This is a genomic window from Streptomyces sp. NPDC045021 (assembly GCF_056432645.1).
Genome location: NZ_JBWKIQ010000013.1, coordinates 186048 through 212420 on the forward strand (window position 1 = coordinate 186048; position 26373 = coordinate 212420).

Annotated in this window: 18 protein-coding genes; 6 read left to right on the forward strand and 12 right to left on the reverse strand. The window is 71.8% G+C overall.

Annotated features, from left to right (window positions below; genetic code table 11):
- Positions 1 to 190 precede the first annotated feature (190 nt).
- On the forward strand, positions 191 to 2263 hold the full coding sequence (locus AC07DC_RS32930) for a TPM domain-containing protein (protein WP_478918144.1): 2073 nt from the start codon (positions 191 to 193) through the stop codon (positions 2261 to 2263).
- Positions 2264 to 2307: 44 nt separating this feature from the next.
- Complete coding sequence (locus AC07DC_RS32935; RefSeq protein ID WP_478918145.1) at positions 2308 to 3021, forward strand: PspA/IM30 family protein; 714 nt, start codon at positions 2308 to 2310, stop codon at positions 3019 to 3021.
- A 20-nt stretch (positions 3022 to 3041) separates the two neighbouring features.
- On the opposite strand, the gene AC07DC_RS32940 is transcribed toward AC07DC_RS32935, so the two are convergent.
- From AC07DC_RS32940 to AC07DC_RS32975, 8 genes are all read right to left on the reverse strand, one after another.
- Positions 3042 to 5570: a SpoIIE family protein phosphatase gene (locus AC07DC_RS32940; RefSeq protein WP_478918146.1), complete on the reverse strand. Its 2529-nt coding sequence runs from the start codon at positions 5568 to 5570 to the stop codon at positions 3042 to 3044.
- Positions 5571 to 5762: 192 nt separating this feature from the next.
- Complete coding sequence (locus tag AC07DC_RS32945) at positions 5763 to 8309, reverse strand: SpoIIE family protein phosphatase (RefSeq protein WP_478918147.1); 2547 nt, start codon at positions 8307 to 8309, stop codon at positions 5763 to 5765.
- A gap of 738 nt (positions 8310 to 9047) precedes the next feature.
- Positions 9048 to 9446 carry a (deoxy)nucleoside triphosphate pyrophosphohydrolase gene (locus AC07DC_RS32950; protein ID WP_478918148.1) on the reverse strand — a complete coding sequence of 133 codons (399 nt, stop codon included), beginning with the start codon at positions 9444 to 9446 and terminating at the stop codon, positions 9048 to 9050.
- 10 nt (positions 9447 to 9456) lie between these two features.
- On the reverse strand, positions 9457 to 9624 hold the full coding sequence (locus tag AC07DC_RS32955) for an SPOR domain-containing protein (protein ID WP_478918149.1): 168 nt from the start codon (positions 9622 to 9624) through the stop codon (positions 9457 to 9459).
- Entirely contained in the window at positions 9621 to 10133 is a 513-nt protein-coding gene (locus AC07DC_RS32960; RefSeq protein ID WP_478918150.1) for an RpiB/LacA/LacB family sugar-phosphate isomerase, read from the reverse strand. Before AC07DC_RS32960 ends, AC07DC_RS32955 begins: the two co-directional genes overlap by 4 nt.
- Before the next feature lie 83 nt (positions 10134 to 10216).
- Positions 10217 to 11947 (reverse strand): purine-cytosine permease family protein, encoded by a 1731-nt coding sequence (locus tag AC07DC_RS32965; RefSeq protein WP_478918151.1) that lies wholly within the window; start codon positions 11945 to 11947, stop codon positions 10217 to 10219.
- A gap of 133 nt (positions 11948 to 12080) precedes the next feature.
- Complete coding sequence (locus AC07DC_RS32970; RefSeq protein WP_478918152.1) at positions 12081 to 12833, reverse strand: GntR family transcriptional regulator; 753 nt, start codon at positions 12831 to 12833, stop codon at positions 12081 to 12083.
- A 77-nt stretch (positions 12834 to 12910) separates the two neighbouring features.
- Positions 12911 to 13945: a DUF4190 domain-containing protein gene (locus AC07DC_RS32975; RefSeq protein WP_478918153.1), complete on the reverse strand. Its 1035-nt coding sequence runs from the start codon at positions 13943 to 13945 to the stop codon at positions 12911 to 12913.
- Between the two features lie 146 nt (positions 13946 to 14091).
- Between AC07DC_RS32975 and AC07DC_RS32980 the strand changes: the two genes are divergently transcribed.
- From AC07DC_RS32980 to AC07DC_RS32990, 3 genes are all read left to right on the forward strand, one after another.
- Positions 14092 to 15444: a glycoside hydrolase family 18 protein gene (locus AC07DC_RS32980; RefSeq protein ID WP_478918154.1), complete on the forward strand. Its 1353-nt coding sequence runs from the start codon at positions 14092 to 14094 to the stop codon at positions 15442 to 15444.
- A 263-nt stretch (positions 15445 to 15707) separates the two neighbouring features.
- Positions 15708 to 17717 (forward strand): SpoIIE family protein phosphatase, encoded by a 2010-nt coding sequence (locus AC07DC_RS32985; protein ID WP_478918155.1) that lies wholly within the window; start codon positions 15708 to 15710, stop codon positions 17715 to 17717.
- Entirely contained in the window at positions 17714 to 18217 is a 504-nt protein-coding gene (locus AC07DC_RS32990) for an ATP-binding protein (RefSeq protein WP_478918156.1), read from the forward strand. Before AC07DC_RS32985 ends, AC07DC_RS32990 begins: the two co-directional genes overlap by 4 nt.
- Positions 18218 to 18239: 22 nt before the next feature.
- Here AC07DC_RS32990 and AC07DC_RS32995 read toward each other — a convergent pair whose 3' ends face one another.
- The 4 genes from AC07DC_RS32995 to AC07DC_RS33010 form a co-directional block, all read right to left on the reverse strand.
- Complete coding sequence (locus AC07DC_RS32995; protein ID WP_478918207.1) at positions 18240 to 19001, reverse strand: SDR family NAD(P)-dependent oxidoreductase; 762 nt, start codon at positions 18999 to 19001, stop codon at positions 18240 to 18242.
- Positions 19002 to 19076: 75 nt separating this feature from the next.
- Complete coding sequence (locus tag AC07DC_RS33000) at positions 19077 to 20147, reverse strand: class I SAM-dependent methyltransferase (protein WP_478918157.1); 1071 nt, start codon at positions 20145 to 20147, stop codon at positions 19077 to 19079.
- Positions 20148 to 20358: 211 nt separating this feature from the next.
- A complete protein-coding gene (locus tag AC07DC_RS33005) occupies positions 20359 to 21051 on the reverse strand; it encodes a DUF4232 domain-containing protein (RefSeq protein WP_478918158.1) in 693 nt (230 codons plus the stop codon).
- Between the two features lie 91 nt (positions 21052 to 21142).
- A complete protein-coding gene (locus AC07DC_RS33010; protein WP_478918159.1) occupies positions 21143 to 23788 on the reverse strand; it encodes an AfsR/SARP family transcriptional regulator in 2646 nt (881 codons plus the stop codon).
- A gap of 184 nt (positions 23789 to 23972) precedes the next feature.
- On the opposite strand from AC07DC_RS33010, the gene AC07DC_RS33015 reads away from it, so the two are divergent.
- Positions 23973 to 26324, forward strand: a complete 2352-nt coding sequence (locus AC07DC_RS33015; RefSeq protein WP_478918160.1) for an ABC transporter ATP-binding protein/permease — start codon at positions 23973 to 23975, stop codon at positions 26322 to 26324.
- The last annotated feature ends 49 nt before the right edge of the window (positions 26325 to 26373 follow it).

Below are 26373 nucleotides of genomic sequence, written 5' to 3' on the forward strand. Positions count from 1 at the left end.
CCCACAAATAGCTCGGCAGCATTTCGGACCCCTCCCCCTGCGGCCCCGTCCCCCTCACGTCACGACCACTCGTGCGGGCCCGTGGGGGCCCTGGCACGGCTGGATGCAGTCCGGTCGCGAGGGGTACAAACCGCGCATACGCTCCCGAACAGAGCCATGCCGCAGGCGCGTGGCGGATCGGATGCGGCTGATGCGGCGACTCGGCGGAATCATGGCGCTGCTCGGCGCCCTGCTGCTGCCGCTCGCCGGCACCGTCGGTACGGCGTACGCCGACGACCCGATCACGCTGTCGCGCACCGGCCAGATCACCGACAAGGTCGGCGCGCTGGGCGACCGCAAGCAGCAGACGGCGGACGCGCTGGACAAGCTGTACTCCGGGCACCGGATCCAGCTCTTCGTCGCCTACGTCAGCGGTTTCTCCGGCCGTGACGCCCAGGAGTGGGCCAACGCCACCGCTCAGCGCAACGGTCTCGGGCAGAACGACGTGCTGCTGGCCGTCGCGACCCACGACCGGCAGTACGCCGTCTCCGCCGACCAGGGCTCCGGATTCACCCAGAGCCAGCTGGACGAGGTGAACCGCTCGGCGATCGAGCCCGCGCTGAAGCAGAACGACTGGGCCGGGGCCGCCATCGGCGCCGCGAACGGGTTCGGGGCCGTACTCGACGGGCAGCCGGTCGTGGCGCCCGCGATCACGCCGGGGGCCGCGGATCCGGGCGGCGGCTCGGAGGGGAACGGCGCGAGCAGCCTGTGGATCCCCGTGGTGGCGGTCGGCGGCGCCGGCGTGCTCGTCGCGTACGCGTACTCGCGGCGCAGGCGGGGCAGCCGGGGCGCGCCGCCGCAGGGCGCCGGCTGGGGCCGGGGCGCAGCTGCCGGTGCGGGCGCCGAGCAGGCCCGGGTCACGCCGCTCCCCGAGCTCGACTCTCAGGCCCGGCAGCTGCTGGTGGAGACGGACGACGCCGTGCGCACCAGCCAGGAGGAGCTCGGCTTCGCGGCGGCTCAGTTCGGTGACGAGGCGGCCCAGCCGTTCACGGAGGCGGTCTCGTACGCGCGCAGCGAGCTGAACGCCGCGTTCCGGCTGCGGCAGAAGCTCGACGACGCCTTTCCCGAGGACGAGGCGACCCGGCGGCAGATGCTCGACGAGATCCTGAGCCGCTGCACCCAGGCCAACCGGCGGCTGGACGCCGAGTCGGAGGCGTTCGACCGGTTGCGGGCCCTGGAGTCCAACGCCCCGCAGGCCCTCGCGCAGGCCGAGGCGACGGCGGCGGCGCTCGACACGCATGTGGCGGCGGCCGAGACCGCGATCGGCACGCTGACGCGGACCTACGCGGACTCCGCCGTCGAACCGGTCACCGGCCACCCGGCCGAGGCGCGGGACCGGCTGGTGTTCGCCGGGACCGCGATCGACGGGGCGCGGCAGGCGATCGACGCGAGCGACAACGCCCGGGCGGCGGTCTTCGTACGGGCCGCCGAGGGCGCCCTCGACCAGGCCGGGACGCTCGCCGAGTCCGTCGTACGCCGCGCGGAGGAGCTGGAACAGGCCGACACCAAGCTCCACGACGCGCTCACCGAGACCGACACCGACCTGGCCGATGCCAAGGGGCTTCTCGGCGGGACCGCCGAGGGGGCGCCGACGGCCGATCTGCGGGGCCGGATCGCCCGCGCCGAATCCGTCCTCGCCGACGTACGGCAGGAGCTGGCGGCCGGCCGCCACGACCCGATCTCGGGGCTGCGCCGGATCGAGGAGGCGGACGCCGCTCTCGACGTCGCACTGGCCGGTGCCCGCGAGGGTGCGGTGAACGAGCAGCGGGCCCGCGGTCTGCTCGGCCAGGCCCTGCTGGCGGCCCGCAGCGAGGTGGCGGCGGCGCGGGACGTCATCACCACGCACCGCGGCGCGATCGGCAGTCAGGCGCGTACCCGGCTCGCCGAGGCCGAACGGCGGTTGGAGCAGGCCGAGTCACTGGCCGCCACCGATGCGGCGGGCGCGCTCTCCGAGGCCCAGCAGGCCGACCAGCTGGCCCGTCAGGCACAACAGTTCGCCCAGCAGGACGTGAGCGGTGGCGGCTTCGGCGGTGGCTTCGGTGGCGGGCGGGGCGGCGGAGGGATGAGCGGCGCCGTGCTGGGCGGGATCATCCTCGGCGGAATCCTGAACAGCGGCGGGGGCGGTTTCGGCGGCGGGGGCGGCGGCTTCGGCGGGGGCGGCGGTCCCGGGAGCTTCGGCGGAGGCGGCACCCGGGGCCGGATGGGCGGCGGCGGCCGCTTCTGACCAGCTCCTTGCTTCTTCTACCGACTTGCAAAGGAACCCCGACCATGACGAAGCAGACGATCCTCGGCCGCGTGACCCAGCTCGCGAAGGCCAATGTCAACGCGCTCCTCGACCAGGCCGAGGACCCGCAGAAGATGCTCGACCAGCTCATCCGCGACTACAGCAACAACATCTCCGAGGCCGAGGAGGCGGTCGCCGCCACCATCGGCAATCTCCGGCTGATGGAGCAGGACCACGACGAGGACGTGGCCGCCGCCGCGGAATGGGGCGGCAAGGCCCTCGCAGCCAGCAAGAAGGCCGACGAGCTGCGGGCCGCCGGAAGCGCCGCGGACGCCGACCGCTTCGACAACCTCGCGAAGGTGGCGCTGGGCCGCCAGGTCACGGCGGAGAAGGAGGCGAAGACCGCGGAGCCGGTCATCGCGAGCCAGACCGAGATCGTCGACAAGCTCAAGTCCGGGCTCGACCAGATGCGCAGCAAGTTGGGTGAACTGCAGGGCAAGCGGGACTCGCTGGTGGCCCGTGCCAAGTCCGCGCAGGCGCAGAACCAGATGATGGACGCGGCCAAGAACATCAACGTCCTGGACCCGACCAGCGAGCTGGGCCGCTTCGAGGACAAGGTCCGGCGCGAGGAGGCCAGGGCCAAGGGCAAGGAGGAGCTGGCCGCGTCCTCGCTGGACGCCCAGTTCGAGAGCCTCGACACCCTCTCGGACAGCGCGGAGGTCGACGCCAGGCTCGCCGCCCTCAAGGCCGGCGGGTAGCCGTCGGCTCCTGGTACGGCCTAGTACATGCTCAGCAGCTCGTCCACGGTCGGTTCCTTCGGCGGGCCGCCGCCCGGCAGGGCGAGCTCGAACCAGACGGTCTTCCCGCGGTGGGTGCGGCGGCTGCCCCAGCTCTCGCTGAGCAGGCTGACGAGTTGCAGACCGCGGCCGCCCTCGTCGGTGTCGCGGGCGCGCCGCCGCCTGGGCTGGACCAGCGCGCCGTCCCAGACCTCGCAGACGAGGGTGCGGTCGCGCAGCAGCCGCAGCCTGATGTCGCCGTCGCCGTGCCGCAGGGCGTTGGTGACCAGCTCGCTGACGAGCAGTTCCGTGGTGTCGACGAGCTCTTCCAGGCCCCAGGAGAGCAGCCGTTCCCGGGCGTACTCGCGGGCGCGGGCGACCGAGGCGGGGTGCGGTTCCAGCGTCCAGTCCCCGACGGAGTCGGCCGGCAGGCCGTGGACGCGGGCCATCAGGAGCGCGATGTCGTCCTCGCCATGGGCGGTGTCCAGCGTCGCGAGGATGTGGTCGCAGACGTCCTCCAGGGGCCGCTGCGGATCGTCGAACGCGGCGCGGAAGGCTTCGAGGCCCTCGTCCAGCGGATGGTTGCGGGACTCGACGAGGCCGTCGGTGTAGAGCGCGAGGAGCGCGCCGTCCGGGAGTTCGACGTCGACCTCCTCGAAAGGCTCGCCGCCCACGCCGAGCGGCATCCCGGTCGGAACCTCCAGCATCAGCGCGGGCTCCCCCGGCTCGACGACCACCGGTGGCAGATGTCCGGCGTTGGCGATCGTGCACCGCCGGGTGACCGCGTCGTACACGGCGTAGACGCAGGTGGCGAGGTAGACCTCGGTGAGGTCCGTACCGCCGCGGTCCTTGCCGCGCCGGCTGCGGGTCTCGGGCGGGGCGCCGAGCCCGCGGGCCACCTCGTCGAGCGCGGTGAGCACCTCGGCCGGTTCCAGGTCGAGCAGGGCCAGCGTCCTTACCGCGGTGCGGAGTTCACCCATCGCCACGGCGGCGCGCAGGCCCCGGCCCATGACATCGCCGACGACGAGCGCGGTGCGGTGCCCCGGCAGCTCGATGACGTCGAACCAGTCGCCGCCGACCTCGGTCTCCATGTTGCCCGGCAGGTAGCGGCAGGCGATGTCGAGCCCGGCCGCCTCCGGATTGCCCGGTGGCAGCAGGCTGCGCTGCAGTATCAGCGCACGCTCGTGCTCGCGCCGGTAAAGGCGGGCGTTGTCGATACAGACCGCGGCGCGGGCTGCGAGCTCCTCGGCGAGCATCCGGTCCCGTTCCGAGAACGGCTCGCTGCCCTTGGCGCGGGAGAACTGCACCAGGCCGAGGACGGTGTCACGGGCGACCATCGGGACGATCAGCGTGGACTGGACGAGCGCGCCGCCCAGATCCGGCTCGGGATCCACTCCCAGCATCTGCGTCTGGGCAGTGCGCAGCGCGCTGGCGCAGGGCGAGTTGAACAGGTGGCGGTGGACGGATCCGACGGGCACCGAGCCGTCCTCGCCGTCACCGCCCAGGATCGCGGAGGGCGCGTTCGACACGGCACTGGCGAACGCCACCCGGCGCACCTCGCCGCTGCCGTCCGAGGTGCCGCCCCCAAGGTCCTCCTCGCCGGCGAGCAACGCCTGGTACAGGTCGACGGAGGCCAGGTCGCAGAAGTGCGGTACGGCGACGTCGAGCAGCTCGCGGGCCGTGGTCTCCAGATCCAGCGAGTTGCCGATCCGTACCCCGGCCTCGTTGAGCAGGGCGAGATTGCGGCGGGCGTGCGCGGCCTCGCGCTCCGCCCGCTGCCGCCCGGTGACGTCCATGGCCAGCCCGGCGACTCCTATCGGCCGCCCGCTGCCGCTGTGCAGCCGGTACAGCGAGATCGCCCAGCGCCGGCGCCCGCTCTCCCCCGGCACGGTGCCGACCAGCGGCATGTCCAGGACCGGATCGCCGCTCTCCAGCACCTGGCGCAGCGCGGCGGTGAGCCGGTCGGCCTCGACCCGGGACAGGAAGTCGTGCGGGCCGCGGCCCCGGTGCTCCTCGGCGGTGCGGCCGAAGACGGTCGCGAAACGTTCGTTGACGCGCAGCAGCCGCAGATGGGTGTCGAAGAGGACGAAGCCCATCGGGGACTGCCCGAAGACCGCCTGGGAGGCGGCCAGATCGGTCTCGATCTGCCGCAGCGACGAGACGTCGACGGCGATGCAGAGCGCCCCCCGGTCGGCCGGCATCACATAGATCTCGGCGATGCCCTCGGTACCGGCCGCATCACGGTACGGCGCCAGCCCTATCCACTCGCGGCCGTCCAGGATCTCGGCCACCCGCTCGTGGCCGCGGTCCCAGGTGTCCGGCGGCGCGAAGGCGGTGATGGGGTCCTTGCCGAGGGCCTGCGCGGCCGGCACACCGAAGAACTCGGCGGCCCGCTCGCTCCACTGGTCGATCCGTCCGTCGGCACCGATCGAGAACGACGCCACGCGGATGTAGTCGTAGATCGAACCGGGCGGACTGGACTGCCAGACCGTGGCCCGGGGAGAAGTGGACCTGTCCCGCTCATCAGACACATCGGCCCCCGCTGGCACGTCGTTCACTAGCCCGACCCCTCCAGCTCAGCACACATGGACCGGTTTGGAGCCGAGTATTCAGCATCACGACCGTCCCGCACACGGTCTTGACGATCACAGCATCATCTCGGCTCCCACTGGTTCCCGTTCGCCTCTACTCGCTACCCGGTGAGCAGTGGCTGAACCACCCTGTCAGGTGCCGGACACGCCCGGGGGCATCGCGAGTTCGAACCACACGGTCTTGCCGAGCCGTCCGTGCCGGGTGCCCCAGCGCCGTGAGGCACGGGCCACGAGCTGCAGGCCGCGCCCGCCCTCGTCCTCGGCGGAGGCGACGCGTTCCAGCGGCGGATCGGGGAGCGGGTCGGAGACCTCGACCAGCAGCGAGCCGCCGCGCACCATGCGTACGCCGATCGGACCGTGCGCGTACCGCAGGGAGTTGGTGACCAGCTCGCTGACGAGCAGCACCGTCACATCGGTCAGCGCTTCGAGGTGCCAGTCGGAGAGAGTTTCACGGACATGGCGGCGGGCCCGCCGTACGGCACTGGGCTCGGCCGGGAAGGTCCACGAGGCGGTGCTGCCCTCGGGGAGACCACCGAGCCGTGCCATCAACAGGGCCACGTCGTCCGGCTCCCGGCCCGGCACCATCGTCGCAAGCAGGTCGTCACAAGCGTCCTCCAATGAGGAGAGGGGCCGGGACAGCACGGTGGAGAGCCGCTCCAGGCCGTCGGTGATGTCCTCGCCGCGGGCCTCGACCAGCCCGTCGGTGTAGAGCACCAGCACCGTTCCGTCCGGCACATCCAGCTCCACGGACTCGAACTCCACGCCGTCGACGCCGAGCGGCGCCCCCGACGGCATCTCCAGCAGGGTCGCCCCGCACCCCGCGAACCCGCGCTCCTCTCCCGGATAGACCAGCACCGGCGGCAGATGCCCGGCCTTCGACAGGGTGCAGCGCCGGGTCGCGGGGTCGTAGACGGCGTACACGACGGTGGCCATCCAGCCCTCGTCCTGACCCTGGGCCAGGTCGTCGCCGAGGTCGTTGACGCGGCGCAGCAGTTCGTGCGGCGGCATGTCGAGCCCGGCCAGCGTCCGGACGGCGGTACGCAGCCGGCCCATGGTCGCGGCGGCACCGAGCCCGTGCCCCATCACATCGCCGATGACGAACGCCACCCGGCCGCCGGCCAGCGGGATCACGTCGAACCAGTCACCGCCCACCTCGGTGCCGCTGCTGCCCGGCACGTACCGGAAGGCGACCTCGACGCCGGGCGGCTGCGGAACGGTCTGCGGCAGCAGGCTGCGCTGCAGCATCAGGGCGCCCTCGCGTTCGCGGACGTACAGCCGCGCGTTGTCCAGCCCGGAGCCGGCGCGGTCGGCGAGCTCCATCGCCAGCGCCAGGTCGTCGCGGTCGAACGGCTCCCTGCCGTCCGCCCGGCTGACCACCAGCAGCCCCAGCACGACGCCGCGCGCCCGCAGCGGCAGCACCAGCAGCGAGTGGATGCCCAGCTCCATGGTGGCGCGCACCTTGGGGTCGCCGGGGAATGTCGTCGCGAGCAACTGCTCGTTGTTCTCCACCAACTGCGGGCGCCCGGTGGCCAGTACCGTGCCGAAGATGGACTTGCGGGTGAACGAGATCACCGAGCCCAGCTGGATCATCCGGTCCACCTCGGGGCCCTGCCGGATCGCGCCCACGCCCAACTGCCGCATCGGCGTGCTCTCGCTGTACTGCACCGTCGGCAGCTCCCCGCCGTCGGCGACCGCCGCGTGCAGGATCACCCCCGAGTAGTCGCTGAACCTCGGCACCAGCGCCCTCGCCAGCTCCTCCGCGCCCCTGCGCACGTCCAGCAGGCCGCCGATCCGGGCGCCGACGTCATTGAGCAGGGCGAGCCGGCTGCGGGCCCGCTCGACCTTGTCGGCCGCCTCCTTGCGCTCGGTCACATCCATCACCGTCGCGCTGATCCCCAGCACGTGACCTGCCCGGTCCTCCAGCCGGTGATAGGAGATGGAGCGGTGGCCGAGGCCGCGCGGGGCCAGCATCATCAGGTCGATGACGGGACGGCCGGTGTCCAGCACCGCACGCTGCAGCGTGGTCAGCTCCGCGGCCGCCCCGGGGTCGTCGACGATCTCACCGACGGTCCGGCCGATGTGCTCGGCGGCGGTCAGGCCGTTCATCCGGGCCAGCGCCTCGTTGACCCGTACGTAGCGCAGGTCCGTGTCGAAGACCGCGACGCCCAGCGGTGACGAGTCGTAGAGCGCGTCCAGCGCGGCGAGGTCGTGTTCCAGGGTGCGCAGCAGGCTCGTCTCGGCGACCGAGGCGAGGACGAACGGCCGGCCGTCCCCGTCCACCAGCAGCGAGGCGCGCGCCTCGACCTGCACGCTGTGGCCGTCGCGGTGCCGCAGCGACAGGATGCCGTCCCAGCGGCCGTTGCGCAGCAGGTCCGCGAGGATCCGCTCGGCCCTGCCCGGCTCGGGCACCGCCGCCATCCGGCGGGAGCCGCCGGCCGACTCGCCGAGGTCGAAGAGGCCGCCGACGCGCCGCCCGACGATGTGCTCGCCCGCCCACCCCAACATTTCCTCTGCCAGTGGGCTCCACAGCAACACTCGGCCCGAGGTGTCCAGCATGACGACGGCCACCCGCAGCGTGTCCAGCAACGTGCCCGTCGGGCTGTCCCCGGCCTCGGCCACCGGCCCCGGCTGCAGCCCGCCGCGCCTCCGCGCCCCCGCCGCCTCATCGCTGCTGCTCAAGCCGTCCACATCGTCCCTGACCGAATCGGGCCGGATCGCCCGGCTATGAAGAGGGATCAACCCCCACATACCCGATATCTCCCCCTCCGTACCGCCCCGCCTCCGGCGCGGTGGGGGGAGTACGGCCTCAGACGGGGACGGCACCCCGGCGCGTGGTCCGCCTGCGGCGTAAGGCCCGGCACCCACAGCGCCGGGGAGTACGGCCTCGGCCGTGAACAGGCGCCGAGGCCGTACGGTCCGCCGTCGGCGTCGGGCGTTGGACGGCAGCACCAGCTCCGAACCCCTGGCCGCGCCCTGAGTCCCCCGGACATGCGGACCAGACCCCTGCCCCAGAGCCCCGGACCTGGCCGATCCCGGTCGCGGTCGCGAGAGAGGGGTGGGCCTTCGCCCAGCCATCGCCCCGGACCGCCACTTGGGTCCCCGGCGGGCGGATGTCGGACCACCGACGCTCGCTGCCAGGCCGACGGCGCGGAAGCGGGCGCGCCTCGGCCCGACCATCGAACCTGGCCGCGGATTACATCCTCGGCGGGCTGACGTCGGACCACCGACGCTCGCGTCCGGGCCGACGCGCGCGGCTACCACCCGTACGGCCCGGCGTCCGAGGGCCGCACCGGCGGGCGCCGGGCACCGCGACGAACATCTCGCCCGGATCTCAGGGCCGGCAGCAGTCCAAGGCAGCCCGGCCGGCGTTTGAGGCCACCCTCGCCCGCCCAGTGGGTGCGGGAGGAGGCGGAAACCTCAGCCGGAGGCGAGGAGGTGGGCGGCGGTCCAGGCGACTGCCGGGCGGTCCTGGTCGAGCCAGTCGACGTCGTGGATCCGGTCCGGCGACAGCCAGCGCAGCTCGTCGTGGTCCTCCAGCGGAACCGGCGTTCCGGACACGAGCCGCGCCGTCCACGCGTGCAGGACCAACCCCGAGGTCAGCGGCCACTCCCCCGGAATCCGGGCGATCGGCTCGACCTCCACGCCGAGCTCCTCGCGCAGCTCGCGCACGAGGGCCTGCTCGTGGGTCTCGCCCGGCTCGACCTTGCCGCCGGGCAGCTCCCAGCGCCCGGCCAGCGCGGGAGGGGCGCTGCGGCGGGCGGCGAGCAGTCGCCCCTGGTCCAGTACGGCTCCGCCCACGACGACGCGCAATGTCATGCGCGGAACCCTACGACGCCTGGCGGTCGATCCGCTCGACGAGATAGAGCTGCTTGTGGCCGCGCGCGTCCAGCATGTCGGAGACGCGTTCGGCCTCCTCGCGGGTCGCGTAGCGGCCGACCCGGTAGCGGTTGCCGTTGTCGTCCTGGCGTACGACGACCCACGGGAGATCGTTCATCGGACCGTCTCCTCGACCGGAGGAGCCCCTGCGTCGGCCTCATCGGATGCATCGTCGGAAACCCCGTCGGAAACCCCGATGGAATCGACATGCCCGATGTTGGCCTGGACGTCCGCATGGCCGCTCGCGACGGCGTCGAACCACGCGTCCAGGATCTCGGTCAGCAACGCCCCGCTGGTCAGCCGCAGGCTGAGCGCCAGCACGTTCGCGTCGTTCCATTTGCGCGCGCCACGCGCCGTGTAGGCGTCACCGCACAGGGCCGCGCGCACGCCGGCCACCTTGTTGGCGGCGATGGACGCGCCCGTGCCCGTCCAGCAGCAGACGACAGCCTGCTCCGTACGGCCTTCCGCCACTTCACGCGCGGCCGCTTCGGCGCTCCAGGCCCAGTCCTTCCGGTCACCGGCCCGTAGCGCGCCGAAGGCGAGCACGGTGTGGCCACGGTGGCGCAGCTCGTCGACGACCAGCCGCGCCACCGGTTCATCCATGTCCGAGGAAACGGCAATCCGCATATGCCCGACACTACGCCCGAGCTTCACAGCTCGGGTGCGACTTGACACGAAGAGGTACCGATTCGGCCAACTGTACGACTGGATCAGCCCATTCGAAGCGTAGGCATCGGCATCAGGACCGGCCCCCCGCCGCCTTCCCGGTCCTTGCAGACATCTCCGCACTCGGCGTCGAGACTGCAGCACAGCGAGCAGATCGGTCCGGACTGGACGGGGCAGTCCGCCACGTCCGGCAGCTCGTACGCGGTCGCGCAGACCGAGCAGGTGTGGGTGGCCGTCACATCCGCTACTTCAACCCCCGGGCCATTGACCGGATTCGGCCGGGCCAGGTAGTACCGGCCCTTGGTCGCCCAGGCCAGCAGGGGGCTGAGGGTCATGGCGAGCCCTAGCGCGATGAAGGTGCTGAACGCCTCCGCGTACTCGCCGAAGAGCCCGAAGAAGGCGAGGATCGAGACGGTGGACGCGATCGCCATCGCGCCGAAGCCGGCCGGGTTCACCGAGTGCAGATAGGCGCGCTTGAACTCGATGTACTTCGGGCTCAGCCCGAGCGGCTTGTTGATGACGAGGTCGGCGGTGACGGCCGCGATCCAGGCGATGCCGACGTTGGAGTAGAAGCCCAGCAACTTGCCGAGCATGGAGAACATGTTCATCTCCATCAGCGTCAGCGCGATGGCGAGGTTCAGGAAGATGTACCAGACGCGGCCCGGGTGCCGGTGGGTGATCCGGGAGAAGAAGTTCGACCAGGAGAGCGACCCGCTGTAGGCGTTGGTCGTGTTGATCTTGATCTGCGAGACCACGACGAAGACCGCGGCGGCGGGCAGCGCCACCGAGCCCAGCCAGGGCTTGAGCGCCTCGATCTGCGGTGCGATCGGCTCCAGCGCGTGCGTCTTGCCGACGGCCGCCAGCGCGCAGAAGGCGAGGAACGCGCCGCCGAGCTGCTTGGCCGCGCCGATGATCACCCAGCCGGGCCCGGCGGCGAGTACCGCCAGGTTCCAACGGCGCTTGTTCTGCTCGGTCCTGGCCGGCATGAACCGCAGGTAGTCGGCCTGTTCACCGATCTGCGCGATGAGCGAGAGCGCCACGCCCGTACCGAGTCCGAAGCCGAGCCAGTGGAAGCCGGAGCCCGCACCCTCGGTGCCGCCGAAGGACCCGAACGCGCCCCAGGAGTCGGGCGACTCAAAGGCCAGCACGAGGAACGGCAGCACCAGGCCGATCAGCCAGACCGGCTGCGTCCACGCCTGGAGCCTGGCGAGCGCGCCCATCCCGCGGAAGACGAACGGGATGACGATGAGCGTGGTGATCAGATAGCCGACCGCCACCGGGATGTGCAGGGCCGAGTGCAGCGCCTGCGCCATGATCGAGCCCTCGAGCGCGAAGAAGATGAACGTGAAGCTCGCGTAGATCAGCGAGGTGAGGGTGGATCCGAAGTAGCCGAAGCCCGCACCGCGCGTCACGAGGTCCATGTCCAGGCCGTAGGTGGCGCAGGCGCGGGCGATCGGGATGCCGGTGAGGAAGATGATCGCCGCGGCGCACAGGATCGAGGCGAGCCCGCTGGTGAAGCCGTAGGTGAAGACGATCGACGCGCCGATCGCGAAGTCCGCGAGATAGGCGATTCCGCCGAGGGCGGTGGACGCCACCATCGTCGGCGACCAGCGGCGGAAGGAGTGCGGGGCGTAGCGCAGCGAGTAGTCCTCGCGGCTCTCGTCCGCCGCGAGCTTGGCGTAGTTCCTCTTGGGCGCGCCGGGCGCCTCGGGGGTGCCGGGCGCTGCGGGCGCCTCGGGTGTCGCAGTGTCCGTGGGTGTCGCGGTGTCCGTCATCGCCGCAAAATAGGATCCGGACATGACAAGCGGCGGCGAGGCTCGATTGCCTGCCGGTTAAGGCAGTTGACCTCGCGTTACGTCAGCATGACAGGCCCGGACCACGATGTCCGGCTATCGGTCACTTCACCGGTCACTTCACCGGCAGGTGGTATGCAACGCGGTACCGCTCGGCCGGCACGATGATGTCGGCGGTCTCCACCGGGCGGCCGGAGGCGTAGTACGTCCGCCTGACCTCCATCACGATGTGACCGGGCACGCCGCCGAGGGCCGCCGTCTCGTCCGCGAGACCGGGCCGCGCGCCGACCTCCTCGACCATGTTGTCGACCACGAACTCGATGCCCGCCATCCGCTCGACAACGCCCTGGCCGCCGAGCGGCCCCTCCTCCGGCAGCATCACCGGAGTGCGGCCGGTGACGGCCAGCGGCTCCCACGAGGTCGCGAGCATCATCGGCTCGCCGTCGGTCCGGTAGAGGTAGCGCGTGCGCATGACGCGGTCACCCGGCTCGATCCGGAGCCGCTCGGCCACCGGCTGCGTCGCCAGGTCCTGGTTGCTGCTCGACTCCCAGCTGCCCTTGACGCCCTCGTCGCCCTGCTCCTGGCGGAACGGGCTGGGCGGGCTCGCCGGGCGGTAACCGGAACGGATGATGCGCCGCGGTTCGGCACGCTCGCGCACATACGTCCCCGAGCCGGAGCGCCCCTCGACGAACCCCTCGGCCATCAGCACCTTGCGTGCCTCCAGCGCGACGGTGTCGGACACCCCGTACTCGGTACGGATGCGCGCTTGGGAGGGCAGCCGGGTGTGCGGCGCGAGCGTCCCGTCGAGGATCTTCTGGCGCAGGTCGTCGGCCACACGAAGGTATGCGGGCTGCTCACCGAAAGGCACGGTGCCCCTCCCTCAGGTTGACTATCTGCGACAGCTTGACAACCCTGGGTGGTTGACCGCAAGCCATGCCCAAAGGTTTACGCGTTGGTTCCCGAGTCCCCCGAGGACGCCTTGACCGAGCCGGTCATCTTCCGGCCGCCGTCGCCGAAGAAGCAGGTCACCCTGCGGTCGCCGCCGGACCAACCGCTCTTGCGCGGCAACGAGTAGTAGATGCTGAGCGAGTCGACCGACCGGTCGGAGCCCTCAAGGTAGCTCTCGGCGAGCAGATTGCACTTGTCGTCGGCCAGCGTCTGCACCTCGTCGTCGCCGGGGTACCTTCCGGTCACGTCCGGGAGGTACGTGACGCCGAAGGTCTCCGCGTCGTGCTCCTCGGTGCACGGCACCACGTCAACGCCCCTGGACTCCCCGCTGGATTCGCTGAGCGAATCGCCGTGCATGTTGAAGCACTCGCCGGTCCGCAGGTCGTCCGTGCGCGTGCCGCTGTTCAGGACGCCGACCACCCCAAGGGTGATCATCACGGCGGCGAGGAGCGTCGCGACGCCGGAGACCGCGATACCGGAGATGGCCAGCGCCTTGCCCTGCTGGCCGCGCTTGCGGATCTGGGAGAGCGCGACGATCCCGAACACCACCCCGAACACGGGTATGCAGCTCACCGCCAGCACGAAGGACGTGATGGCCATGCCGTTCATCGACGGCGGGGGCGGCGGCGGGTACCAGTACTGCTGGTACGGCGGCGGCGGGAACGAGGAGTGCCCGTACGGCGGCTGCTGCCCATGAGGAGGCTGTCCGTAGGGCGCCGGCGGCGGGAACGGCGGCTGACCGTACGGAGCCTGGCCGTACGGAGCCTGCGGCGGGGCCGGAGGCTGCGGGTACGACGGCAGTTCCGAGACGGCCGGGTCAGGCGCGGGCGCCACGGATGGCGCGGACGCGACCGAAGCGTCCTGAGGCTCGGCGTCCCGCGGCTCGGCGTCCCGCGGAGGCGCCTGGTCGTCCTTCACCAGCCGCGGCCTGTCGTTCTCCGGTGGCTGGGGCTGGTCTTCCGGCTGCGGCCGATCGTCCTGCGGCGGCTGGGGCTGGTCGTCTGACGGCGGCTGGGGCGGCGGTATGTCCACCCGGGGATCCTACGGACTCCCCGGAACCTCGTCGTACCCCCTTGACCGTATTGGTCTAGGCCAATACTTTCCTGTCTGCACGACTCCGCACAGCGGTCCGCGCACAGCACGGCTACATTCCCGGCTCACGCACAGGAAAGAGCCCCATGCGTCGAAGATTTCTCGGCAGGTTGGCCGTCGCCGCCTGCTCCCTCTCCCTGGTGGTGGGGCTGCCCGCGCTCACCACCGCAGCCAGCGCGCACCAGCCCGAGCACCACCAAGGACCCGAGTACAAGCGGGTCGGCTACTTCACCCAGTGGGGCATCTACGGGCGCAACTACCAGGTCAAGAACGTGCAGACCAGCGGCACCGCCGCCAAGTTGACCCACCTCAACTACGCCTTCGCCAACATAGGCACCGACGGCAAGTGCTTCGAGGCCAACGTGCCCGGCCAGGGCGACGCCTGGGCCGACTACCAGCGCCCGCTCGACGCCGCGAGCTCCGTGGACGGCACCGCCGACACCGCCGAGCAGCCGCTGGCGGGCAACTTCAACCAGCTGCGCGAGCTCAAGAAGGCCAACCCGCGCCTCAAGACGATGATCTCGATCGGCGGCTGGGGCTGGTCCACGAACTTCTCCGACGCGGCGCGCACGGCCGCCTCGCGGAGCGCCTTCGTCGCGTCCTGCATCGACATCTTCATCAAGGGCAACCTGCCGCTGCTGGACGGCAAGGGCGGACCCGGGTCCGCCGCGGGCCTCTTCGACGGCATCGACATCGACTGGGAGTGGCCGGGCTCGGCCGGCAACGCCGGCACCGTCTACCGTCCCGAGGACAAGCGGAACTTCACGGCACTCACCGCCGAGTTCCGCCGCCAGCTCGACGCGTACGGCCACCGGACGCACCGGCACTACGACCTGTCGGCGTTCCTCCCGGCCGCCCCGGCCAAGATCGACGCCGGCTTCGAGGCCCGCAAGATCTTCAACTACCTGGACTTCGGCACCGTCCAGGGGTACGACTTCCACGGGCCCTACGAGGCCACCACCAACCAGCAGTCGGCGCTCACCACTCCCCGGAACTCCCCCGTTCCCAATGAGTTCAGCGACGCACAGGCCGTCGGCGACTGGCTGAAGCGCGGCGCGCCCGCCCGGCAGCTCGTCCTCGGTGTGCCCTTCTACGGCCAGGGCTGGACCGGCGTCCCCGACGGCGGCACGCACGGCCTGTACCAACCGTCCACCGGACCGGCCCCCGCCACCTGGCAGCCGGGCAACGAGGACTACCACGCCCTCAAGGCCCTTGCGGCCTCGGGCACGTACACGGTGTACCGCGACCCCCGCAACGGATTCGCGTGGCTCTACGACGGCACCAACTTCTGGACCTACGACGATCCGCAGGTCATCAAGGCGAAGACGTCCTGGATCCGCGACCGCGGACTGGGCGGCGCCATGGTCTGGTCCCTGGACGGCGACACCGCCGACGGTGAACTGATCGCCGCCATCGACCGCGGCCTCAGCCACCACTGATCCGACGGACACCGCCGCTCCGGCGGGCGCACATGCTCTGACGGAGACCCACGCTCCGGCGGGCACGCCGCCCGGTCCTTCGCCCTCGTCGGCGGAGGGCCGGGCGGCGGCGTCCGCATTACACACTCCAACCACTCCGCGTCAAGCCAGTCAGCGATTTTGCCTGAGTCCGACACGGGTTGCGTTACGTTGAGTTAATGACAGCTCACCCAGCGCGCTCCGGGCCCGGGGGCGCATCTGTCCGACCCCGGAACAGTGCGGCGATGTCGGCTGCCCGCGGTCCCGGGTCCTGGGATCTGGCCGAGTTCCATCAGGAACTGAGCGCGCTCAGCGAGCGGATCTCCGATCTGCGCGGCCGCCGCGACGGCCGCCCGGAGGACATCCTCGGCACCCTCGACCTGGCGCTCGTCGAACTGGAGGTCGCCGAGGAGGAGTTGCGGACCTGCATGGCGGACCTGCTCGCGCACGGTGAACGGATCGCCCTGCGCGTCGAGGGTGCCGACCGCGAGTGGCGGATGCTCAACACCACCTTCCGCGAACTCCCCGTCCCTGTGTTCCTGCTCAGCCCCGAAGGCACCATCCACCGCGCCAACGACGAGGCCGCCCGGCTGCTCGGCAGCACGTGCGAGCAGCTGGCAGGACAGCCGCTGGCGGCGCGGGTCCAGGTGGGCCACCGGAGGGTCTTCCGGTCGGCGCTCGGTGCCGCGCAGCGCGGCGCCCGGCCGGGACCGCTGCCCCTGCTGCTCATCCGCGCCGACGGAACGAGCGCGGTACGGCTCCAACTGGCCCGGCTGGAGACCCCGCCCGGCACCCGCCCGCTGATCTCCGCCGTCGCCCTGTCCCCGGACTCCGCCCCTTCGCCCGGTTCTCCCGACTCCCCCGACGTCACCCCGGGCGTGGCCGGCAACACCGGCGGTGCCGGCACCGTGCACCGCGCGATCGCCGCCTCGAACCGCGCCGGCCTCCGGGACCGGAGCCAGGACACGGCGACCCAGCGGGACGAAGTCGCGATGGGCGTACGACGGTTGGACGTCGTCTGCAGGATGACGCGGCTGCTGGTCGGGGAACCGCTGCCGCCGGGGCCCGGCCTGCTCGAACAGGCCGCGAGCCTGCTGGCCGACGAGTTCGCCGCCCGGGTCATCTTCTTCCTCGCCCGGGGCGGGACACCGCACCAGGTCGCCGCGGTGCCCGCGGACGCGCCGCCGTACGCCCGGCCGACGCCCGGCCCCTGGTCGGGGACCCGGGCGGGCCGCGAGGCGTCGACGGCCACGGCGCAGCGCGTCGCGCGCGCCGTCATCACCTCCGGCGCTTCCCTGATCGAATCGGCGCAGCCGGTCGAAGTGGCCGCTCCGCGCCCGCTCGGCCCGGTCCTGGGTGTACCTCTGGGAAGCGGCCCCGAGACCCTGGGCGCGCTGGTCCTGCTGCGCTGCGGCGCATCCCGCGGCTTCACCCTCCCCGATCTCGCTCTGCTGGAGGAGTTGGGCCTGCACCTCGCGATGGCGCTGGTGGCGGAACGTGACCACCGCCGCCAGGAGAACGCCGCGCAGGTGCTTCAGTACAGCCTGCTCCCGAACGAGCTGCCCGAGATCCCGTTCACCGAGGTGGCCGGCGTGTACCGGTCGCCGGGCGGCGGTCCGCAAGTGGGCGGTGACTTCTACGACGCCTTCGCCACCCTCGGCGGCTGGGGCCTGGTCGTCGGCGACGTCTGCGGCAAGGGCGTCGAGGCCGCGTCCGTCACCGCCGCCGTACGCCACGGCATCCGCACGCTGAGCGTCTGGGAGGAGCACCCGGACGTGGTGCTGGAGAAGGTCAACCACGCGATGGCCGTGCAGCATCCGAGCGGCCGGTTCGTGACCGCCGTCTTCGCCCATGTCAGAGCGGAGCGGGGCCTGGCGCGGGTGCGGCTGGCCAGCGCCGGGCATCTGCCCGCCGCGGTGCTGAGAGCCGACGGCACCGTCGGTCTCACCCGGGGCGGCGGCCGGCCGCTCGGCGTGTGCGCATCGCCGGAGGCCGGGGTCGAGGAGCTCGTTCTGGAGGGCGGGGACGTCCTGTTGATGTACTCGGACGGGGTCACCGAGGCGCGGGACGGCGACCGGTCGTTCTTCGACGACGAGCGGCTGCTCGAGGCCCTGGCCGGGACCCGCGGCCTGTCCGCGCAGGCGGTGGTGGGCGCGGTGGAGCAGCAGGTCATGGAGTTCGCCGGCGGCGCCCCGCAGGACGATCTGACGCTGCTCGCGCTGCGGGTGGTTCCACGGGAAGAGGACCACTCATGAACCAGCAACCAGGCGCGGCCGGGCAGAACGTGCTCCCCGCCGCCGTTCCCGCGTTAGCCGCCCCGGCAGCCCCTTCCGGTCCACCGCCGGCCCCCGCCGCCGTTTCCGGCCCACCCGGTACGGCGTTCCGGACCTTCCCCGGCAGCCCGGCCCATGTCTCCGCGGCCCGCCGCTACGTCAGCCAGCTCATCGCTGACCCCGCGTACCGGTACGTGGTGGACGACGCCGTGCTCCTGGTGAGCGAGCTGGTGAGCAACGCGATCCTGCACACCCGCTCGGGGGATCCGCTCGGCGGCTTCACCGTCGAACTGGGCTTCCCCGCAGGCTCGTTGCGCATCGCGGTCCATGACCAGGGCAGCCGTGAGACCCCGCGGGTGCTGCACGGCAACGGCGAGGGCGGGCGCGGCCTCGGCCTCGTCGAGGTTCTCGCCGCCGACTGGGGCATCACGGGCGGTCCGGCCGGTCGCACCGTCTGGTTCGAACTGACCCTGCGGCCGTGATGCCCCCGGGGGCGGTGCTTGCTCAGCGGGCCGTGAAGCCGCCGTCCACCGCCAGTGCGGCGCCGGTGATGAACGTCGCCTCGTCGCTCAGCAGGAACGCGGTGAACGCGGCGATCTCCTCGGGGAGCGCGATCCGCCCCACCGGGTGCATCGCGGCGATCGCCGCCACCGCCTCCGGCGTCGCGCCCATCGTGGCGCGGAACAGCGGGGTGTCCACTCCCCCGGTGACGAGCGCGTTGACCCGCACCCCCTGCTCGGCGGTCTCCAGCGCCGCCGCCCGCGTCAGCCCGACGACACCGTGCTTCGCCGCCACGTACGGCGAGACCCCTGCCATTCCCACGACGCCGAGGTTGGACGCGTTGTTGACGATCGCGCCGCCACCGCCCGCGACAATTGCCGGAATCTGGTGCTTGAGGCCGTAGAAAACGCTCGACAAATTGTGCTCGATATCCGCCCGCCAGTCGGCCGCGTCAATTCCCTGCATCGGACCGAACGCGTTCACTCCGCCCACATTGTTGAATGCGCCGTCCAGCCGCCCGAATTCCGCAACCGCGGTGGCCACCACGCGGGCGGCATCGTCCTCGACGGTGACATCGGCCGCCACGAACAGCGCCCGTCCACCGGCGGCACGGATCCCCGCCGCCACTTCCTCCCCGACATCCTTGCGCCGCGCGGCGATCACCACGGCAGCACCTTCCGAAGCGACGCGTTCCGCGACCGCCCTTCCCATTCCGGAGTTTCCCCCGGTGACGACAATTACCTTGGAATCAAAGCGAGATGACATGCCTTGATCCTGCGGTACCGGCGTCACCACGTCCGGCGGAAATCGGACGTCGAATCCGGCCGCCGTTCGAAAGCGTCAGGCGGTCTTCCGGGCCACGTAGTAGACGTTGAGGATGTCGCCCTCCACCTGCCGCACGTCGACATTGCCGAATCCGGCCTCACCGAGCATCCGCAGGGCCGTCTGCTTGCCCCACACTGTGCCCAGTCCCGCGCCGCCCTCCCCGAGGGAGACGGTCATGCAGTAGAAGACCGAGAAGGTGTAGAGGGCCGGGCCGAGGGGGTGGTCGATGTTCTCCTCCAGCTTGCTGGAGGCGGCGATGTCGCCCATCAGGAAAACGCCGTCGTCCCGCAGTGCCTCGGCGACGGCCGACAGCGTGTGCGCGGGGCGGGCCAGGTCGTGGATCACGTCGAAGGCGGTGATCAGGTCGTACGTGTCGGCCAGTTCGGCCGTGTCGGTCACCTCGAAGCGGACGTTCTCCAGTCCGAACCGCTGCGCCTCCTCGCGGGCCGCGGCGATGCCGTTCTCGGAGATGTCCACGCCGTGGAACCGGCTGGCGGGGAAGGCCCTGGCCAGCAGGTTGACCGCATGGCCCTGACCGGTGCCGATGTCCAGCACGTCGATGCCTTCACGCAGCCGATCCGCCAGACCGGGCGCCAGCGGGATGATCGCGTCGACCAGCGCGACGTCGTACACCCTCGCCGTCTCCTCGGCCTGCAGCGCCTGGAAGCGCGGGTACGAGGAGTAGGGCACGCCGCCTCCCTTCCGGAAGGCCTCGAGCACCTCGTCCTCGACGATGCCGATCAGCGCGAAGTCCTGCATGAACGCAGCCATGTTGTCGGGTCCAGCGGCCCGGACCAGTGAGGCGGCGTGCTCGGGCGGGAGGCGGTACGTGCCGGCTTCGGGGGCGTACTCGATGACACCGCTCACGGTCATTCCGCCGAGCCATTCCCGTACGTAGCGCTCGTTGAGGCCGGTGGCCTCGGCGATCTGCTCGCTGGTGGACGGCGGCAGGCCGGACATCACATCGAAGAGCCCCGTCCGATGGCCGAGGCTGGCGAGATATCCCAGACAGGCGTCGTTGAGCACCTGCACCATCCGGCCGGCGAACTCCTCCTGCCGCACCGGGTCCAGAGTCTGTTCGATCATCGCGGTCTCCTTCCGCCGGCCGGAGAGCGGTGGGCGTGCGGTAGGAGTGCGATGGAAACTGCGCTGCGCCGCTACCGGCCGCGTCTGTTCCTGTTTGTTGGCATTTGTATCGATGCTACACGCGGAAGGGCCGCGCTCACCGGAGCGCGACCCCTTCCGACCTGCGGTGGATCCCCGTGTACCGACGGGACGCCGGACGCGGGAGCGCCGCTCAGAACTCGTCGGCGCCGTTGCGCAGCTCGTACGTCCAGTAGCCGGTCTTCGCGGCGGCCTCGTCGACGGCGAGGCCGCCGGCGGGCGTGGTGACGACGGCGCTGCCCTCGGCGGGGCCGTCGGTGGCGAAGAGGTTCACGTTGAAGCTGGTGACGACCTTGTTGTTCTCGTGCACGCCACCGAGGGCGACGCGGACGTTCGCGTACGCCGGCTCGCCGGACTTCAGGACGATCGCGGTCGCCGGCTTGCTCTTCGCGACGGCCGGGACGTCCTTGGCGGTCTGGATGTCGCCGAAGGCGATCAGCGGGTACTGCAGGAGGCGGCAGGAGCGGCCGGAGCGGTTGGTCGCGGTCAGGACGATGTGCTCGGTCGGCGTCTCGTCCGCCTTCGCCATCGTGATCTTCACGTCCTTGTAGCCGCAGGCGGGGGCCTTGGAGCTGTCCGTCGAGCCCGTCGAGTTCTTACCGCCGGTGCCGGAGGTGGAACTCGTCTTGCCCTTGGACGCGGCCGGGTCCGCCGTCGCCCCCGTGCCCGCCGCCGGCTTCGACGCGGCGTCCGAGGGGGCCTGTGAAGCGCTCGGGCTCCCCGCGGCCTTCGCGTCGGAGTCGCCGCCGCCGCAGGCGGTCAGTCCCAGCGAGAGGGCGGCGACGACGACAGCGGCGGCGATGGTGTTCTTGCGGTGGATACGCACGGTGGATCTCCCCGTAATGGATGTTTCAGCGCACGCATTCGGTGCTGAATACAACCTTCCGGTGCCGCGCTGCCGTCCCGCTTACGTACCGCTAACGATCCGCTGACAGCCGTGACAGCAGCTCCGCGGCCCGTGCCGAACCCTCCGTGAAGCCGGCCGTGTCGGCTGCCGCCGCCGCCCCTCTCAGCTGGTCAGCGGCTTCTTCGAGACGACCGAGTCCGGCCAGCGCCTCGCCGCGGACGATGTGCAGCTGCGCCCGGCCGACCACCGCGTCGGGTGCGACGAGTTCCGCCGCGCGCAGGGTGTGCGCGAGCGCCGCCTCGTACGCCTCCGTGGTGACGCAGTGCCGGGCCAGATGCTGGAGGGTCAGCACCTGGGTGGGGGGATGGCCGGTCCGCTCGGCGAGCGCGACCGCCCGGGACATCAGCGCCCCTGCCCGCCCGTGGTCCCCGGCGGAGTCCAGGACGGCCCCGAGGTTGACGTAGGCGACCGCCTCACTGATCGTGTCGCCGGACCACGCGGCCAGTTCGGGCGCCTGCTCCAGATGGACGAGTGCCTCGGCATCCCGGCCCTCCTCGTGCAGCACCCAGCCCAGCAGTGCCCGCACCCGGGACTGCGCGTCCCAGTCGCTCTCGTGCTCCGCCGAGGCGAGCCCGGCCTCCAGGAGCGGCACCCAGCCGTCCCTGATCCGCCACAGCATCAGCGGCCACTGCACCAGAGCGAGCCGCCAGGCCCGGTCGTGCAGGCCCAGAGCGGCGGCCGCGGCGACCGCGCCCTCCAGGGCCGGACGCTCGGCCTCGTACCAGGCCAGCGCCGCCGAACGGTCCTCGAACTCCCTGGTCGCCGGGGGCCGGCGGAAATCGGGGGGCAGTGAGTAGCAGGGCTGGGAGCCCGGTTCCGCGGCGGCGTCCGCCGCGAGCCCGGTGTAGAGGTAGTGGTCGAGGAGCCTCTGCAGGCCCTGGGGGTCCGCCTGCGGGGCGAGATGCCGGGCGTAGAGGCGTACCAGGTCGTGCGGCGCCCAGCGGCCGGGGACGGACTCGGTGAGCAGATGGGCCGCGCCGAGCCGGTCCAGGTCGGCGGAGGCCTGCGCGGGCGACGTCCCGGCGAGCGCGCCCGCCGCGAAACGGTCCAGGTCGGATCCCGTGTGCAGGCCGAGCGCGCGGAACATCCGGGCGGCGCTCTCGGGCAACTGCTGCAGGGTGAGGCGCAGCGCGGCCGAGACCCCGGTGTCCTCGACGTTCAGCAGCGCCAGACAGCCCTGTTCGTCGGCCAGTTCGCCGACCATCGCGTCGAGTGTCCACTGCGGCCGCTCGGCCAGGCGCGCCGCCGTCACCCGCAGGGCGAGCGGCAGCCCGTCGCAGAGTCCGGCCAGCCGCGCGGCCGCGTCGGGTTCCGCGGCGACCCGCTCCGCGCCCAGCACGCTGCCGAGCAGGGCCACCGAGTCGACCGGCGGCAGGTGCCCGAGGGGTACCGGCCGGGCGGCGTCCGAGGCGATGAGGCCGCTGAGCCGGTCACGGCTGGTGACCAGGGTCACGCAGTGGTCGCCGCCGGGAAGCAGCGGCCGGACCTGCTCGGAGGAGCGTGCGTTGTCGAGGACGACGAGGAGCCGGCTGCCCGCGGTGAGGGAGCGGAACAGCGCGCCCATCGCGTCGGCGGTCTCCGGTATCCGCTGCGCCGGGGTGCCGAGCGCCAGCAGGAACTCGCGTAGTACGGCGCCGGCTTCGGGCGGCGGAGTGTCGCTGAAGCCGCGCAGGTCGGCGAAGAGCCGGCCGTCCGGGAAGTCGGCGCGCCGGCCGTACGCCCAGTGCACGGCGAAGGCGGTCTTGCCGACGCCGGCGGGCCCGGTGACCAGGCAGACGGGTGCGTCCCCGCCGTCGACGGCCCTGGTGAGCGAACCCAGTTCGGTGCCCCGCCCGGTGAATCCGCGCGGCGGCCGCGGCAGCAGCTCGGGGATCGCGACCGAGGACGGGAGGGCCGGCCGCTGGGCCGGCACGGGTTCCGCGGAGCGCAGGAGCGTCGCATACGCCTCGGCGAGCGCCTCGCCGGGGTCCACACCGAGCTCTTCGGCGAGCAGCCGCCGGGTCCGGTGGTACCAGCCGATCGCGTCCGACTGGCGCCCCGAGCGGCCCAGCGCCAGCATCAGCGCGGCGGCCAGGGTTTCCCGCAGCGGGTGCGCGACGGCTTCGGTCCTGAGCACGGCGGCGGCCCGGCCGTACTCGCCGAGCTGCCCGTACGCATCGGCGAGCGCCTCCACCGAGGCCAGCCGGCGCTCCTCCAGACCGCCGGCGGCCTCCTCCAGCGGCCGGCTCTGCACGGTCCCGGTGAGCGCGGGCCCCTGCCAGAAGGAGAGCGCCTCCCGCAGCATCCGCACCGCATCGGCGGGCCGGCGCTGCACCGCGGCGAGCGCGACGAGCTCCTCAAAGCGATGCGCGTCCACCAGGGACTCCGGCATCTGCAGCGTGTACGCCGACCCCTGCGTGGAGAGCTCGACCCCGTACGCCGACGCTCCGTGCTCGGCGAGCAGCGCACGCAGCCGGGAGACATGGCCCTGCAGGACGGTCTTGGCCTGGACCGGCGGCTCGTCCTCCCAGAGGGCGTCGATCAGCCGGCTCACGTTCACCGGGGTGTTGGGCCGCAACAGCATCATGGCCAGCAGGCTCGAGCGCTTGGCGGGCCCCAGCGCGACATCCCCGTTCTCCGTCACGAGGGCGACGGAGCCGAGCAGCCTGAATTCCACCTGTACAACACCCTCCGCGATCCGCTTCCCGCCAGAAGCCGAGGATACGCAGCGGATGCCGGCCTCCGGCGCCACCCCTTTCCCGGTGATCAGCGGCGCGGCCGCTTCCGCGATCGGCGGCGCGGGCCGGGTGACGGGCTCCTGCCGACGGGCGGGGCCCGGCCCGCCGCCGTAAAATTTGACCATGGAAGACCGACCGGTCACTCCCATCGCGCCCGAACTCGTCGTCGAAGCGGACGGCGACTCTCACGTGATGAAACCCAGCAGGTCCTACCACATCGGGCGCGATCCCCTGAGCGATGTCGTGCTGAGCGATGACAGGGTCTCCTGGCACCATGCGGTGCTCCGGCCCGCGGTCGGCCACTGGATGCTGGAGGACGACGACAGCACCAACGGCACGTACGCCGACGGACAGCGGGTGCGGCAGTCCAGCGTCGGTCCTGGCAGCGTGATCCGGTTCGGTGATGCGGACGACGGGCCGCGCGCGGTCCTCAGCATGGCGGTGGCCGCGCGGCCGGCGGAGATCCGGCGGCCGTCATCCGTCTCGCATCCCGCCGCCACCAGCACCTTCCGCCGGCCGAGTTCCGTGCGGCCGCTGCCCTCGACGGCCCGGACGGTACGGATCGGCCGCGCACCCGACAGTGACCTGGTCGTCGACGAGCTGGTGGTCTCGCGCCGGCACGCCGAGCTGCGGGCGGCGCCCGACGGCTACGAGATCGTCGACCTGGCCAGCCACAACGGTACGTATCTCAACGGCCAGCCGGTGGCGCGCGCCCCGGTGATCCCCGGCGACATCGTCGGCATCGGCCACTCCGCCTTCTGCCTCGTCGGTGACGAGCTCCAGGAGTTCATCGACACAGGCGAGGTGTCGCTGGACGTGCAGGACCTGGCGGTGCGGGTCGACAAGGGCCGCCGGACACTGCTGGAGGGCGTCTCCTTCCCGGTGGGCGAGAAATGCCTGCTGGCGGTGGTCGGCCCGAGCGGCGCGGGCAAGTCGACGCTGCTCAACGCACTGACGGGGCAACGCCCCGCGGACCAGGGCACCGTCCTCTACGACGGCCGGGACCTGTACCGGGACTACGCCGAGCTGCGGCAGCGGATCGGCCTCGTACCGCAGGACGACATCCTGCACTCGCAGCTGACCGTGCGGCGGGCCCTCGGCTACGCGGCGGAACTGCGCTTCCCCGAGGACACGGTCAAGGCGGAGCGGCAGGCGCGGGTCGACGAGGTCATCCACGAGCTGGGGCTCGTCCAGCGGGTGGGCCAGCCCATCCACAGCCTCTCGGGCGGGCAGCGCAAGCGGGTGAGCGTGGCGCTGGAGCTGCTGACGAAGCCGTCCCTGCTCTTCCTCGACGAACCGACCTCCGGTCTCGACCCGGGCATGGACCGCTCGGTGATGCACATGCTGCGCGGCCTGGCGGACGACGGCCGCACGGTCATCGTGGTCACCCACAGCGTGCTGAGTCTCGACGTCTGCGACCGGCTGCTGGTGCTCGCACCGGGCGGGAAGATCGCGTACTACGGGCCGCCGGACGACGCGTTGGCGTACTTCGGGTTCGAGCAGTGGCCGGAGGCGTTCGAAGCCTTCGAGAACGACGGGCAGCGCGACTGGTCGGGCCAGTACCGGGCTTCGCCGCTGCACCGGCAGTACATCTCGACCGAATCCCGGCAGCCCCGGCACATCCCCGGGCCGGCGCGGGTTCCGGTCGCCCCGCCGAAGCCGCAGAGCTGGGGCGCGCAACTGCGCACGCTGGTCCGGCGGTACGCGGCGGCGCTGACGGCCGACCGGACGTTCCTGATCATCATGGTGGCCCTGCCCTTCGTCATGGGGGCGATGGCGCATGCCTTGGCGGGCAGCAAGCTCACCCAGGAGACGGCGTTGAACGGGCTGCTGATCCTGTGCGTCGGGGCCGTGCTGACCGGCGCCGCCAACGCCGTGCGCGAGCTGGTCAAGGAGCGGGTGATCTACCAACGGGAGCGGGCCGTCGGGCTGTCCCGGTCCGCGTATCTGATGTCCAAGGTGGTGGTGCTCGGGACGATCACGGTGGTGCAGGCCGTGGTGCTCACCATGGTCGGGCTGTTCGGCGTGGATCTGAACGCCCCCGGCGGCAAAGGGGTGTTCCTGCCACCACTCCTCGAAATCACCCTCGCCGTGGCGTTGCTGGCCTTCACCGCCATGATGCTGGGCCTGTTCGTGTCCGCGCTCGTGCGGAAGGAGGAGGTCACCATGCCGCTGCTGGTCCTCCTCGCGATCGTGCAGGTCGTGTTCTGCGGTGCGCTGCTCAAGCTGAACGGCGTACCCGGACTGGAGCAGCTGTCGTGGCTGGTGCCGTCCCGGTGGGCGCTGGGCGCCATGGCGGGCACGGTGGACCTGCACCGGATCGTGCCGCAGGAACTCACCTCCGACCCGCTGTTCCGGCACTCTCCCGGAATCTGGCTGCTGAACATGGGCATGTTGATCGTGCTCTCGGCCGTGCTGGGATTCCTGGTCGCGAGGCTGCTGCGACGGCACGAACCCGCAATCATGCGGAAGTAGGCCCTGGCTCCGCACCTCTGCCCGTGCCCATTACCGCACCCGATTTCCA

What these genes read in the sequence shown, in the direction of transcription:
- AC07DC_RS32930 (WP_478918144.1), top strand. Translation starts at nt 191, where the DNA reads ATGCGGCGACTCGGCGGAATCATGGCGCTGCTCGGCGCCCTGCTGCTG.
- AC07DC_RS32980 (WP_478918154.1), top strand. Translation starts at nt 14,092, where the DNA reads ATGCGTCGAAGATTTCTCGGCAGGTTGGCCGTCGCCGCCTGCTCCCTC.
- AC07DC_RS32955 (WP_478918149.1), bottom strand. Translation starts at nt 9,624, where the DNA reads ATGAACGATCTCCCGTGGGTCGTCGTACGCCAGGACGACAACGGCAAC.
- AC07DC_RS32995 (WP_478918207.1), bottom strand. Translation starts at nt 19,001, where the DNA reads ATGTCATCTCGCTTTGATTCCAAGGTAATTGTCGTCACCGGGGGAAAC.
- AC07DC_RS32965 (WP_478918151.1), bottom strand. Translation starts at nt 11,947, where the DNA reads ATGACGGACACCGCGACACCCACGGACACTGCGACACCCGAGGCGCCC.
- AC07DC_RS32960 (WP_478918150.1), bottom strand. Translation starts at nt 10,133, where the DNA reads ATGCGGATTGCCGTTTCCTCGGACATGGATGAACCGGTGGCGCGGCTG.
- AC07DC_RS32990 (WP_478918156.1), top strand. Translation starts at nt 17,714, where the DNA reads ATGAACCAGCAACCAGGCGCGGCCGGGCAGAACGTGCTCCCCGCCGCC.
- AC07DC_RS32950 (WP_478918148.1), bottom strand. Translation starts at nt 9,446, where the DNA reads ATGACATTGCGCGTCGTCGTGGGCGGAGCCGTACTGGACCAGGGGCGA.
- AC07DC_RS32985 (WP_478918155.1), top strand. Translation starts at nt 15,708, where the DNA reads ATGTCGGCTGCCCGCGGTCCCGGGTCCTGGGATCTGGCCGAGTTCCAT.
- AC07DC_RS32935 (WP_478918145.1), top strand. Translation starts at nt 2,308, where the DNA reads ATGACGAAGCAGACGATCCTCGGCCGCGTGACCCAGCTCGCGAAGGCC.
- AC07DC_RS33000 (WP_478918157.1), bottom strand. Translation starts at nt 20,147, where the DNA reads ATGATCGAACAGACTCTGGACCCGGTGCGGCAGGAGGAGTTCGCCGGC.
- AC07DC_RS33015 (WP_478918160.1), top strand. Translation starts at nt 23,973, where the DNA reads ATGGAAGACCGACCGGTCACTCCCATCGCGCCCGAACTCGTCGTCGAA.